Raw genomic sequence first — 13,770 nt, 5'->3', positions numbered from 1 at the left:
CCGAGCGTTACCTCAACGCGCGTTGAAGGTGAGGCCGGCGCGCTCCCTTAGACGCTTGCGCAACGCCGGACCCATCAGCGCGCCCGGCGTCCAGGTGCCGCCCTCGCCCTGCACGTCGCGCACGAGGCAGAGAGCGCTCTCGGCGATCATCTTGCTGGTCGAGCCGTAGCCCGGATCGCGGTCGCCCGTGACGACCGCCTCGACCCGTCGGCCATCCGGCAGCTCGCCCAGGAGGAGGATGTCGTAGAAGCCCTTCGCGCGCTCTTCCCGAGTCGGGCCTGCACCGGGTTTGAGACCGCCGGTCCCGAGCAGGGAAAATATGGTGGCGAAGGTCTCCGTCGTCACGCGACCGATTTCCCCAAATCCGGGCGCGACCATCATCTCGTCGTAAACGAAGTCCGTGCCGTAGGGATGACCCAACAGGAAATTCGTGCGGTGTACGTTCTTGGTGTTGACCGGCGCCATGGGAAACGGCACGAGCCACACGTTCATGCTCGGGTCGTATTCGGGGATAAGGCCGGACGGCTGAGACGGCCCGGTGAACCCGGGTGTCAGCGCGAAGGGATCGGTCAGCAGCCGGATCAGGGCCGGGTCGCGCGCCGCGGCCGCCAACGTCGCCTGGGCGCTCGCTGCGGTGCCGCCCGACATGCCGCCTTTCACCTTGCGCAGGCGGGCTTTAACCCGCCGCGCCGGGCGTCCGAATTTCTCGCGCGCCTTCTCCTGCAACGTGAGCACGCCGAGATCGAACGGGATGGAATCGAAGCCGCAGGAGAAGACGATGCGCGCGCCGGTCCGTTTCGCCTCTTCGTGATGGGCGTCGATCATGCGCCGCATCCACGCCGGTTCGCCGCACAGATCGACATAGCCAGTGCCGGTGGCCGCGCAGGCCGCCACAAGCTCGGGGCCGTAAAGCTGATAAGGCCCGACCGTCGTGATAATCACGGCCGCACGCTCGCACATCGAACGCAGGCTGGCCGGCTCGGCGGCATCCGCCTTCACCAAAGTCAAATCGTCTGGTGCGCCGATGTCGGCACGCACTTTCTGGAGCTTGTCGGTCGAGCGTCCCGCGATCGCCCAGGACGGAGCATCGTCGCCGCGATAGGACGTCGTCAGATATTCGGCGACGAGACGGCCGGTGTAACCCGTCGCGCCATAGACGATGAGGTCGAAGTCCCGCTTCACGACGCTGGTCCTCCTCGAACCCGGGAGGGCGTTACCCCTTACTCGGACCGGTCTTCCGCCGGCAGGATCGCACCAGCTTGCCTAGCGCGCTCATTCGATCACCTCGTCGGCGCGGGCCGAGCAGGCGCCTAAGAGGTGGGGATGCCAGGCCATTTTGTGCTGTCCCGGAGCCCGGCGAGGACACGAGGACGCGCAGCAAGTGCCACTAGAGGGGGCAGCCGCTTTCGTTGAACCGTCCCATCGCATTTGACGGAGGATACCACAGTTCCTGTCTTGGGGTGCGCAACGACCGGTTGGAGTCAACACGCCATTTTGACCGCGGGCGAGCCACTTCCCGTCTTCCCCTCGACAAGCGGACAGTTTCCGGGCCGGTTGGCGTGCCCCAAACGGGCCAACACCGGAAGAACTCAGGGTGAGCAAATCTGGTCCAAGCGCTCGACAGGAGTCGATCGGTGTCGCAAAAGCGACGCAGCACTGACGGGTCGGATTGCAGGAGCCGAAGCCTCGTGTTGCCCCGGAAGCAGACCTGAAGGAGAAGGGGCGAACGCGACTCCGGCAGCAGCCGCAGGGTCCTCGTGATGCCGCTAGTCAAATCGCACATGTGCAGCAAATGCTGCCGTACGCGGCGGTCTCAGATACGAAACCTGTTGACAGGGATCGGCTTCATTCGTCCTTCCATTTGATCGAGCAGCCAATAGACGCCTTTTGGTCAGCCGGCGCAAGACCGGTGGTCGCAATCGCGCGCATGGCCTCGACAAGCTCTCGGGGCGCCCCCGCGCGAGGCGGAGTTGCACGCCCATCGTCGAGCCGGCCGCGATACTTGAGCTTGCGGTCGGCATTGTAACCGAAGAAGTCCGGCGTACAGACCGCCCCATACGCCCGAGCGACTGTCTGGGTCTCGTCGTGGAGATATGGAAACGGGAAATCATGAGCCTTCGCGAAACGCTTCATATTCTCAAATGAGTCTTCGGGATAGTTCGCCGCATCGTTCGAGCAAACCGCCGCAAAGCCTATGCTCCCCGACATCAGCACGCGGGCGTCCGAAACCATGCGGTCGATCACCGCTTTGACATAGGGACAATGGTTGCAGATGAAGACGACGACCGTGCCTTTTTCGCCGGCAACGTCGTCCAGTGCGTAAATCTTGCCGTCGGTGGCCGGAAGCTGGAACACGGGCGCCGGCGTATCAAGAACGACTTGGGTAGCTGCTGTCGCCATTTCGCACCTCCTTGTGCCCAAATATATGCTGACTACGGCCTGCTGGGGCACAGTTTCCAAAGCCTACTCGCCAGTCGCGTTGTTTTGGCCATATGTTAGCCATTTCCGGTCGCCCCTTAACAGCCGTCATTGGGACGAGCGCGGGATTTCGTCGGTGTAGGCCACGAACGGACGTTAGCAGCTCCAATGTCCCGACGCGTGGGGCTGCGACCATGATAAACTGCTGTCTAAAGTTTGTTCGCCCGGCGGCTCTGAATGATCGTCTCGACACTCACCTCCGGCCGCGCTCCTGCGATTTTTTTTCGCCGATCAGACAGGGCACCCGGGGCTCTTTCTCGGCGGCTGGGACGATCCCGCTCTCTGGCGTGAGGCCCGCAACTTCGCGAACAAGCTTGGTCCGGATCGCTGCCTGGAATTTTTCGCGATCTTTGATCGTCATGATGAAGGCGCCCGGCCCTCCGATCACGCAGTCCTCGTAATAGAGATCGAGGTTCTCGATATCGGTCGTCGAGAGGGATGGCTCCTTCATCATGATCGGGAGGCCGTTGATGATGATGCCTTTCTCCAGGGCAGCGTCGCGCGCGCCGGTTACGGGGGGCTCCGTCGTTGTTCGACCCATCGCCGGAAATGTCGATGACGCGCCGCAACCCGCGATACGGATTCTCTTCGAACAGATCGCCGATTTCCGTCCCTCGCACCGTCCCATTCCCAGCCGGGCCAAAAACGAGCACATCGCTGCGACCCGTCTGATCGATCCACCTGACGATTGCGTAGCGAGCAAGCTCCAACGGCACGCGCACTCATTTGTCATTGAACAAGGATGCCCCAGTCCCTCGCGGCGTTGAGTGGGCCGGGAATGTCGTCTGCCGCCCGATCTTGGGCGGACTGCACCATCAATATGGCCGGATGTGATTTACGGCAGGCACAACTTCCGAACCCTTCACGCGAAGAACTTCTCAAACGCAAAATGGCGGCTTTCCGGCCACCGTTCTTCGCTGGGCATCGAGCGGCAACAGCAACTTTTCGAGCACACCATTGGGGTCCCTGACCGATGCAATGACCCTCGATCGGCAGTTGTTCGATACTTCGCGCGCGGCCGCGACCTCATGTGCCGCTAATGCAAGCCACCGCCCGCGCGGACTTGCGGGCTAGGCTTTCTGTTGGCGCTGGCGGCGTGCTGTTTACACCTCCAGAAATTCCTCGCCGACGAAAGGGCCCACGCCGATCTGGCCGATCGCCTGGACATGTTTTGCCCTGCGAGACCAGGACATTCGACCTACCGCAGGCTTCGCGACGATCTCTTCGGGCATGTAGCGTTTTTGCCGTTTGTAGTCCTCCTTGAGGCCCAACACATACCTCAAGTCGGATCACTTCCAGGAGGTGGATAAGTGTGGCATTCGCAAGGACCAGCAGGATATTATAAATTCCGACATTCGCGCTCAGGAATAATGGTTCGAACGGACAAAGCGGCGCGGCTCCTGGCGCGGTTCATTCTATTCAAGGGAGACCAGCGTGGGCACAGCGATTCGTAGCAGCGGAATGATCCGCGAGGCCACTCGGCTCGCCGCAGCCGGCGAGCTCGGAAATTCGGATGTCATTCGACTCTTGCAGATTCCTCATAGCAAAGAGGACGTTCAAGAAGTCCTTCGCACCTTCGAGCAGCAACTGTCCCGAGAAGCGAAGAGCAAGTTGACTTTGGACGCGTTCGTGCCGCCACCGTCCGATGTCGATAATGAGCGGTACGAACCACTCTTCGACAAGTACATCATCACGGGCAAGACCTATACGACCGCCAGCGGCGCAGTCGTGCCGAATGAGCTTCAGTATTATAACGGTCAAATGGTGCACCTCTACGGCGAGTGCTCCAATGTACCTCTCGTGAATGCCGCATTGGCCGGCAGTGGCTACAGGCCGATAACCTTGAAGTACGCGGACGGCAGGCACGCGGCTGTCGCACAGCTCTGGTCGAATAAGTTCACCGACACCTCGATCCGGCCGTATGCCGCCATGTTCATAGTGGTTGCTGCCGTGGCGGACAACGCTCCCGAAAGCCAGGCGTCCCTGAAGGCGGCCTCCAACGGCGCATCGAGCGTGCTTGTGATGCTTGATGGATCGTTCGATCCCGCAACAGCGGTGTATGAGAACAAAGCGCGGATGTACATGTTCCGACTGCTCGATACGACCCAGGTTGCGATCGACGTCGGCCGCGAGCGCATGGGTACCGACAAGCGGCCCGGGACCATCGATATGGCGTGCATCGGTCGCCGGCTTCACTTGTCGATCAAAGACCAGCACAGACGTGGCGTCGTCCAGGGAGACCTGGCGCTTACCGGGGATCCGACGGCATACGAGTCAGTGGTAGCTCAGGCGGCCAAAACAGCCGGCGTCACGCTGCAGGCGCTTCCGCGCGGTGCCGAATGCGTCTACCCGGCGGTCGCGCGCATCGGGCAGGGGCCGGTCGTTTGCTGGCAGTGGCGAAGCGATGTCGCCCCTCGGCTGCAGCCGGTGATGCCAGGATCTTTGCACTTCGACCGGAGCTCGGAAGAAGGTCGGACCCTTCTCGCATGGGGCTTCACGCCCAAAGTGCTGGGTTTTTTTCCCAAGGTGAGGGGGGTGATCACCGGCCTGGCGGATCAGACCCCGCGTTGCGCCCGCGACAGTTCGGCTGCATGCGAGGGAATGGCAAACGCCGGCTCGCGCCTTCGTTGGGGGGCATCCGAAGAGGCCGCCTCTGCCCCATTCCGCTTGGCTTGGAATACGAGCTTCCTCGGATCATTGAAGGTGGTGCTCCGCAAAGAATTGGTCGGCCCAATGTCCGACGGCCTCCGGGTCAATTGGCACATCACGGAAGGGACCTTCGTTGGGCCGGGTCACGATGCCGTCGTGTTACCCGGCGCGGCGGACTGGATGCATATCCGCCCGGATGGAATTGCGATCGTCAACGTCCGGGCGTGTTTCGAGACGCGGGACCGCGTTCGCGTGTACGGCGCCTACGGCGGGGTCGCCGATTTTGGTCCCGACGGCTACGCTCGGGCGCTGCGCGGTGAGTATGACCAGCAAATCTCCGCCGTGGTCACACCGACATATGAGACTGCGGATCCGAGGCTCGAATGGCTCAACCGCGTCCAGTGCATCGGTGTGGGGAAGGTGGACATGAGCGCGCTTCGCGCGCAGTTCGACATGTACGTGGTGCGGGTGGGGGAGCGAGCACAAGAGGCGTCCAGCGCTGCAGCACAGTCACCGATACCGGAGCAGATCATCACCGCGGTTGAACGTTTTCGCGCCGCGATTCCTGCCAATTTCGATCCGATCTACGTCGAGAAAGTCGTCATACCGTTCTTCCTGACGAACGTTTACGAAGGGGAGCGGCCCCTGTTGCCAATGATTGACCTTAATTTCAGTAAGGAGAATGCACTCCCTCGTGATCGTTTTGGTCTCATCTATCGTGACTGGAAACCGACCCCTGAGGAGGGCGTGATGGTTTTCCTGCAAGGTCTCGAGAAGCGGGGTGAGAATAATCTTCGCAAGCGAATTTATTTTTCGGCGGTGACGCCCGATCTCTATAAGCCGATGTACCGCGCCAAAGTTACAGCTTTTTTTGACAAGCTCTTAGATCAGAAATTTGCTGACAGGCCATTCATGCAGCACTACCTCGACCACTATTTCGACCTCTATTGGGACCTTCACCTTGGACTTGTTGGCAGCGATATTCCCCGTGAGGTTCGTGAAATAGGAAAGGCGTTCAATACGGTCTTTGCCTATCGGGATCCGTTGCTGCCAGTTACCTACCAAAACTATATGAAGGTTCGTGAGCTTCAGGATTTTCTCAAATCGTGGATCGGCAAACGCATCAGCGATATCCAATCGGGCAAAATCAAAAATCCCGAGAGAACCATGGCCTGGCATTGGCTGAAGAATGCCCAGGACGGCGGTCATTTCAGCAAGAAGGACATGGTCATTGAGTGCCTCCACGATTTCGTCGCGCTAAGCCAATGGGGCAATGCGATTTTCCGGGTCATGTCGCTCCTGTCGGAAGACCGCGGCGACCAGGCCGTGCGAGCATCATTTCAGAAGACAATGGGCGGAAATTTCGACACTGCCGGAGGTGCGTCTTTCTCGCCACTTGAGCTATTCGTAATGGAATTGTTTCGCGTGATTTCGCCGAACGGTGGCAGCGTCTCCGCCATCCATGATGCGAGATCAAGCGTCCGCGGGGAGGCTCCGCAGCAAAAGCTCGACATGCCGTTTGAAAGGGACAGCTATGTATCCACACCGCATGCCAGCACCAGCCTGGATCCGGTTCACTGGACGGATCCGAATACGTTCGATCCGCAACGATATCTCCGCGTCCCGACCAGCGCGCAGATCAACGATGACAAATGTCGGCAGATCGGCCTGGCACGGTGTCCCTTTGACATCACCAGTTTCAAGATCAAGGACGGACGAAACGCCCGTATTACAAATAGCGGCTTCGGCACGTTATTTGTCGTTGCGGACGAACGAAGCTATCCGGTTTGTGACTATGCCGGCTTTGCTCCGTTCGGCTTTGGATACCGACGATGTGCGGGTGAACGACTGACAATTCTCGTATTTGAGGATTTTTTGCGAAAGGTCTGGCGCGACAAGATCGCGTTTCGGAAGCTTGATCTGGCGAATCCTGCTCGCGTACCAGTCGGACTGGACGCGGTGATCCAAGACGATATCGGGTTCTACAGATCCGCCTTGCGATAGGGTATCGCGCCGCTGGCAAGCGGTTTTTCGTCGCCCTAAGTGGGCTGGCGCCGGCGTGTTGAGATCCGCCAGTCGCCCAACTACCGGCAGCAGCCCCTGTCCTGTACACGCAATACAATGTAGTCTATTAGACAGAACCAGGATCCGAAGTCGGTCGAGCAAATGCAAGGCAAATGCTATGGATCGAAAAGCGCGGTCGAAGACTCGGGGCTCTCTCCTCCGGGGGCGTCGCCGCTGTCGCGTTTACCGGGACTTGCCGATGCGGCTGGCGTCCAGACCGGGGCGGCCCAAAAGCGCGGCCTTCTTCGACAACCTTTTGACGCGCTTCGATCAGCACGCCAAAGCGCTGCGCGCTTGGGAGACCCCTCGGTGCGGCAGGCGGCGGCTTGGACACCCCCCATGGTGACCAATCCCGGCGATCTCATTGCGCGCGCACTCGAAATCCTCGCCGAGGAAGACGAAGCATGGCGGGTGCGCCGGGGCCTCGATCTCACGCCGCGGAGCGTCCGATGAATTCCCCGTCGCGCGGATTCGTCAATAGACGGCCGTGCGTTTTCGCGGAAGCTGCGGCAAAGCCCTTACCTATTCCGGCGTGTGACCGGTTTCTTCCGGCGCCTTCTTTGACGCTGCAAACGGATGAAGCTCCAGCTACGGCAGCATGCATGCCTTCGATGCAGCGCGCTTGGGACGGCTCGGAGTTGCGATGGGGCGAGGCGGATACGCCCGTGCCCCCCGCGGTGATTTCTCCGGGAACCCCGGCATCTGTGACGGTAGCGGTCTCTCCAGTGCGGCCGGGTCACGCCGTCACGGTGGAGTACCGGGTGAACGGAGGCCCGGTCCGCCAGGCAATCGGGCAATCCGCGCCGCGCGTCCACGGTGCGAACGGTCGGCTATTCCGGGCGCTCCTGCCGGGCCAATCCGGCGGAACGGTGGAGTTTCTGCCGGTGCTTGGCTTTGCCGGCCAGCCGATCTCTCCGCGCCTACGGGAGTCCGCCGAATGTCCCCGGTATCAGGTGCGCTGCGGAGCGGCACCGGTCGAGACCGCTGCTCTACCTGCAGGCGAGCTCCGCTGGGACTGGGATACCACGTTCCTCTGGGCCGGCACGGTGGCCATCCGTACGGAGGTAATAGGCGTTGTGCCGGATGGACTGCGGATCAACTTGCACGTCACGGAAGGACGCTTCGTTGGGCCGCGCTTCGAGGGGATCGTCCGGCCCGGCGGGGTCAACTGGCTGCGCATCCGCAAGGATGGTGTTGGAATAGTCAACGTGACGGAGTGTCTGCAGACGCTGTCTGGCGCGCGGATCGACTGCTTGTATGATGGCATCCTTGACCTGGGTGCGGACGGCTACGCACGTGCCATCCGCGGAGATTTCGGTATACTGCCGCCGTTCGTTCTTGCTCCAACCTACGCGACCGCTGACAAAGAACTCGCTTGGCTCAACCGCGCCCAGTGTATTGGCGTTGGCAGAGTGGACATGAAGACGCTTCGCGCCTCGTACGACATATACGTCGTAACGGCGGGGGCAGCAAAACATGTAGACTGAAGACTCATTCGAAGCCGCACTCGTGGAGTGCGCGCCGACGGTGTTTTGAGCTCAAGATATTTGCGTTCGTGCGCAAGCACAAACGACATCTCGTTCCCGATGTATCTAATTAGGGGGGCCTCTGAGATGACAACCGATAATCCGCAAGTGCCTTGGACCGACGAGCAGTGGGCTCGCGTCAACAAAGCCGTTCAAGAGGAAGCTAGCCGCGCACGGATTGCGGCGACGTTCCTTCCGTTGCTTGGACCGCTGCCCGGGGATACCGACTTCGTGAGGAAGGAACTTATCTCGCCGAATGCGATAGCTATTCAGGACAGGGATGTCATCCAGTTGGCGACGTTACAGGTAAGGGTGACCGTGCGCGGTGCGCAGATGGCCGATCCGGAGATGACCAGCGTGCTGGCCTTATTTCGGCGCGCTGCCAACGTACTGGCTCGCCTTGAGGACGCCGTCGTCTTCAGGGGATTAGGGCAAGACGTAGCATACAACGCAGCATTCCCGGGACAGAATAGGGTTGCCCCCCCTATAGATGTCGGCCCTGCGTTCCCAAATAGGGTCTGGGAAATCACCGGCGGGCAGGTAAGCCCTGGACTTTGGAGAAACCTACCGGCGCAGCAGGTTGTTAGTATTCCATGGCTGCCGCCGCGCCTGGACCTGGTGGGCGCGATAGCCGGCGCCATTGGCCGCCTGGAAGAGCAGGGCCATTTCGGACCGTTCGCGGTGGTGCTTGACCAGAATCTGTTTCTTGTCGCTCAGACTCCAACGGCGCTTCTTGTATTGCCGCAAGATCGCATCCTCCCGTTTCTGGGCGGCGGTCCGCTGCTCCGCTCATCCACGCTTGACGTCGCTGTCGGCGTTGGGTCCGGCGTGGTAGTGGCACTTGGCGGCGAGCCAGTCGAGCTAGTCATCGCCACAGACGTATGTGTCCAGTTCCTGCAAGTCACAGCCGATCCAAATTTCGTCTTCCGTGTGTGCGAGAAGATGGCGCTCCGCATCAAGGAATCCGAAGCGATCATACCGCTGAGGGGACCGTAGCGATTGACATCCGGCGATCGCGGCGTGTGCGGACAAATGTCTCGGGGCTAAGGTGGCGGTCCATGGGTCATTGTCTCAGTGAACAAAGACGGGAATCTCGAAACCAATTGGAGAGATCTCAATGGATAAAGCTACGGAAAAGAACCTGGCGGACTTGCGCGAGCTGGTAGCGGCCCAGCAAATGAAGCTGGATGCGCTATGGGCCAAGGTGGAAGGTGCGCCTGAGGCAGGCAAAGAACTGGCTACCATTAAGGCGCGTATGGCAGAGCTGGACGTAAAAGAAAAAAAAGGCGTGGTAGCGCCAATCGAAATAGGCACTGAAGTTTTGAGATCTGTCCGTGCGATGACGGAGAAAGACGCCCTGCAGATAATTGTGCAAACCAAAAGAGTGAAGATCAATGTGGTCGATGAGATCACGCTAAAGGACGTGACACTGAAAAACCAAAAAATAACTGTGCAGGCGCCGACCGACCTCGGTGAAGGTCTATTGGTTGTCATTGACTTAATTAACGAACGCTGGGGGAAAATCATTACCCTCGCATATGATGTGAAAGCAAACGCGCAGGGACTCTATCTCGTACTGCGCGATGCCGCTTCGCAAAAAAAATTCCGTCAGCAAGAAGAAGAAAATTCCGTCAGCCAGAAGAGCAACTCCTACGAAGAAAGCGTTAAGGCCAAATCAGCAAACTCACCGACGGCGTAATCAAAAAATGTGCATCGGCGGTTTCCCGCGTGATGCCGTAACGAGATTTAGGCACGAAAATCGCAGCGAAGCGGCGCTTATGTGATAGTTGAACGCCGTAGTTCAGATCTGATCGCACAGCTACGCCCAATTCCTAATACGGATCGCTTCGAGCTTTTCTACTTGGTCAAATACAGATGGCCGCTGGCGTACGTTTGGCAACTTTGGGCAATGAAGCTCATGCTTGAAAGTGCTCGTGAGATAGTCGAAAATGATCCGATGTATCGCGTCCCGCGCGCTCGGTGACGCCTCCAAAGCTGGCTAAAAGTCGGACTAAGTGGTCATGGCTCGGTGAAGCATGCCTACTAAGGTTATCGTCTTGGGCGGCGGTGTCGCCGGCATGAGTGCCGCGCACGAGTTGGTCGAGCGCGGCTTTGATGTCGTGGTGCTCGAGAGCGGCGATATTGCGGGAGGCAAGGCCCGCAGCATTCCCGTCTTCCACGAGGGCGAGGACACCAGCGGACATCAGGTCGCCGATGGCGCTGGGAGTTCGATCCAGCATCGGGTGCCCGGCGAGCATGGGTTTCGATTCTTCCCAGGTTTCTACAAGCACGTAATCGAGACCATGCGCCGCATACCGTCGTTTGACGGGAGCAAGGTGGCGGATCACCTGGTGCCGACCACGCGACTGGAGTTCACGCAATACGACGAGCCCCCGTTCGTCGTACCGGCGGGCTTTCCGCTCTCGCCCCGCGATGCCGGCACCACGTTGCGGGACATCCTGCTGTTGTTCGAACACTCCACCGGCCTCACACCCGACGATCTGGCATTCTTCGGTGCGCGCGTCTGGCAGATACTCACGTCGTGCCCCCAGCGCCGGCTCGCAGAATACGAACGCACGAGCTGGTGGGAGTTCGTCGGCGCCGAGCAGCGGTCGGAGTCATACCAGAAGTTCCTCGCCACCGGCATAACGCGCTCGCTGGTGGCGTCCAAAGCGCGCAAGGCCAGTGCGCGCACTATCGGCGACATCTTTGTGCAGCTGGTGCTCACGATCCTGAATCCGATCGCGGGATCGACTGATCGCGTGCTCGATGGGCCGACGAATCTCGTCTGGATCGACCCGTGGCTTGCGTATCTCGAATCGAGAGGGGTGCGGTACGTCAAGAACGCACGGGTCGAGGAGATCCTTTACGAGAGCGGACGGATCACCGGCGTCGTCGCTCGCCAGCACGGCCAGCGCATCATGGTGCATGGCGACCACTACGTGGCGGCGCTCCCGCTCGAGGACATCGCCCCCCTGGTGAGCGACCGCCTGGCGGCAGCCGACCCGACGCTCGCCAACCTGCGCGCGCTGGCTCCGAACCTGGAGTGGATGAACGGCGTGCAGTTCTATCTGCACCGCGCGGTGCCGTCGGCGCACGGGCACGTGATTCACATCGACACCGAATGGGCGCTCACGAGCATCTCGCAGCTTCAGTTCTGGCGTGATGTGCCGTCTGAGCTGTTCCGAGACAGCGATGTGCACGGCATCCTCTCGGTCGATCTTTCTGATTGGACGGCGCCGGGATCGGACGGACGCCCAGCCATGCGGTGCTCGCGTGAAGAGGTGGTGCGCGAGACATGGAATCAACTCAAGCGCTCGCTCAATGATGCCGGTGATGAGGTGCTGCGCGATGAGGATTTGCATTCGTGGTTCCTCAGCGCAAACATTGAGAACGATCCCGCACGCCCGGGCTGGCTACGGAATTCCGAGCCGCTTCTGGTGAACCAAGTCGAAACCTGGGCCTTGCGTCCCGAGGCGACCACCGCCATTCCAAACCTTTTTCTGGCGTCGGACTACGTTCGCACGCATACCGACCTCGCGACGATGGAGGCAGCCAATGAGGCAGCTCGGCGCGCAGTGAATGGCCTGCTTGACGCCGTGAAATTCGACGGAAGCCGCTGTGAGCTGTGGCCGCTGCACGAACCTGAAATCCTCCTGCCATGGCGGCTGCGCGATGCTGCGCGATACCAGGCCGGCCTGCCGTGGGACGCTTCACTCGCGCAGGTAGCTGCCCACGCCTTACGCGGTGCGTCGCCGCTGCTGGAGCAGGCGAGCTCCCTGCTCGAGCAGGTATCGCCGTTCACCCATGCCGTCGCCGACACGCTCGACTCGCACAGTGCCGCCGCGGATGATGTCGGCGCGCTTGATGCGGTCGACCCGGCGACGATGGCGCGCCGCTTGGTTGATGTGCCCACCCTGCAGGATGCGTTGATCAAGGTCGCGGATACTGTGCCATTGGCCGGCGAGATCGTAGGCCCGGCCGGCTTTCTGGACCGCCTGGTGTGGTATCGCGACATGCTGGCCGATATGCTCACAGAAGGTGTACCGACGTGGGAACCGCAGCGCCACCTGTATGGGCTCGTGACGGATTTCATGGGCCGGTCAGGCAAGGGCCTTCGTCCTGCCCTCTGCATCGCGACCGCGAGAGCGCTGGGCGGCCGCGCGGAGGATGCGTTTCCTGCCGCCGCCGGCCTGGAAATGCTGCACAATGCATTTCTCGTGCACGACGATATTGAAGACGGTAGCGACTGGCGGCGTGGCGTTGCGACAATGCATCGCCGCGCCGGGATTCCAATTGCCGTGAACACCGGCGATTCCATGAACGCACTCGCTATGCGCCTTTTCCGCAAGACCGGCGAGCGGCTCGGCCCGGTGACGGCGCTGCGCATCTTCGACGAAGTCGATCACATGGTCGTCGAGACCTTGGAGGGGCAGGCCAACGAACTAGGATGGGTACGAGACAATGATCTCACAGTTACGACAGACGATTATCTGCGGCTCGTGCTCAAGAAAACGGCCTGGTACAGCTTCATTCACCCCATGCGGATTGGTGCACTCGTTGCCAACGGCGAGGACCAGAATCTCGGTCGATTTGATCGGTTTGGCTATCTGCTTGGACTGGCTTTCCAGATCACCGACGATGTTCTTAACCTGGTTGGCGACATTGGGCGTTACGGCAAGGAGATCGACGGAGATCTCTGGGAAGGCAAACGGACGCTTCTGCTCGCGCACGCCCTGGGTCGGGCGAATCCCACTGACCGTGCGTGGATTAGCACCTTTCTGGCGCGGCCCCGCGAGCGACGTTTGCCGCGCGAAGTGCTGAGGCTACATCAGATCATCGCGGACGGCGGGAGCATCCCATGGGCGCAGCGAGCGGCAGCCGAATTTGCAGAGGCTGCAGCGCGCGAATTCCACAACTCGGCGTTCGCCGGTGTGCCTGCAGGTCCAGACCTCGAATGGCTGCGCACTTGCATAAACTTCCTGACCCAGCGCGACGCGTAATCGGGTTCAGGTTGGAATGAATGGGGGCATCGTAACCCGATTGCTCTTAG

8 protein-coding genes and 1 pseudogene are annotated in these 13,770 nt (G+C 60.5%); 5 read left to right on the top strand and 4 right to left on the bottom strand.

The features are described from left to right. Positions 1-12: 12 nt before the first annotated feature. From AB7G19_RS34505 to AB7G19_RS34490, 4 genes and pseudogenes are all read right to left on the bottom strand, one after another. On the bottom strand, positions 13-1,182 hold the full coding sequence (locus AB7G19_RS34505; protein WP_135215533.1) for a saccharopine dehydrogenase family protein: 1,170 nt from the start codon (positions 1,180-1,182) through the stop codon (positions 13-15). Between the two features lie 663 nt (positions 1,183-1,845). Next, positions 1,846-2,400, bottom strand: coding sequence for a thioredoxin family protein (locus AB7G19_RS34500; protein WP_085402190.1), 555 nt, complete (start codon positions 2,398-2,400; stop codon positions 1,846-1,848). Positions 2,401-2,671: 271 nt separating this feature from the next. Next, positions 2,672-3,074: pseudogene (locus AB7G19_RS34495) on the bottom strand (DUF1194 domain-containing protein); the annotation flags it as partial. 507 nt (positions 3,075-3,581) lie between these two features. Next, positions 3,582-3,749 (bottom strand): hypothetical protein, encoded by a 168-nt coding sequence (locus tag AB7G19_RS34490; RefSeq protein WP_161495859.1) that lies wholly within the window; start codon positions 3,747-3,749, stop codon positions 3,582-3,584. Between the two features lie 163 nt (positions 3,750-3,912). Here AB7G19_RS34490 and AB7G19_RS34485 point away from each other — a divergent pair, with 163 nt between their 5' ends. The 5 genes from AB7G19_RS34485 to AB7G19_RS34465 all read left to right on the top strand — a co-directional run bounded on the left by AB7G19_RS34485 (position 3,913) and on the right by AB7G19_RS34465 (position 13,720). Further along, positions 3,913-7,131: a DUF3237 family protein gene (locus AB7G19_RS34485; RefSeq protein WP_161495858.1), complete on the top strand. Its 3,219-nt coding sequence runs from the start codon at positions 3,913-3,915 to the stop codon at positions 7,129-7,131. Between the two features lie 929 nt (positions 7,132-8,060). Further along, the gene (locus tag AB7G19_RS34480) at positions 8,061-8,678 is read left to right on the top strand and encodes a DUF3237 domain-containing protein (RefSeq protein ID WP_441268743.1); all 618 of its coding nucleotides are present in this window, start codon (positions 8,061-8,063) and stop codon (positions 8,676-8,678) included. Positions 8,679-8,804: 126 nt separating this feature from the next. Continuing rightward, positions 8,805-9,713 carry an encapsulin gene (locus AB7G19_RS34475; protein ID WP_071917688.1) on the top strand — a complete coding sequence of 303 codons (909 nt, stop codon included), beginning with the start codon at positions 8,805-8,807 and terminating at the stop codon, positions 9,711-9,713. Positions 9,714-9,834: 121 nt separating this feature from the next. Beyond that, positions 9,835-10,416 (top strand): hypothetical protein, encoded by a 582-nt coding sequence (locus tag AB7G19_RS34470; RefSeq protein ID WP_085402187.1) that lies wholly within the window; start codon positions 9,835-9,837, stop codon positions 10,414-10,416. A 358-nt stretch (positions 10,417-10,774) separates the two neighbouring features. Then, on the top strand, positions 10,775-13,720 hold the full coding sequence (locus AB7G19_RS34465) for an FAD-dependent oxidoreductase (protein ID WP_201266197.1): 2,946 nt from the start codon (positions 10,775-10,777) through the stop codon (positions 13,718-13,720). Positions 13,721-13,770: the final 50 nt, after the last annotated feature.

The sequence above is a fragment of the Bradyrhizobium sp. 215_C5_N1_1 genome, assembly GCF_052075935.1.
Taxonomy (GTDB): domain Bacteria; phylum Pseudomonadota; class Alphaproteobacteria; order Rhizobiales; family Xanthobacteraceae; genus Bradyrhizobium; species Bradyrhizobium barranii.
Note: the sequence above shows the minus strand (reverse complement) of the source record. Positions and strands in the feature narration are given on the sequence as shown.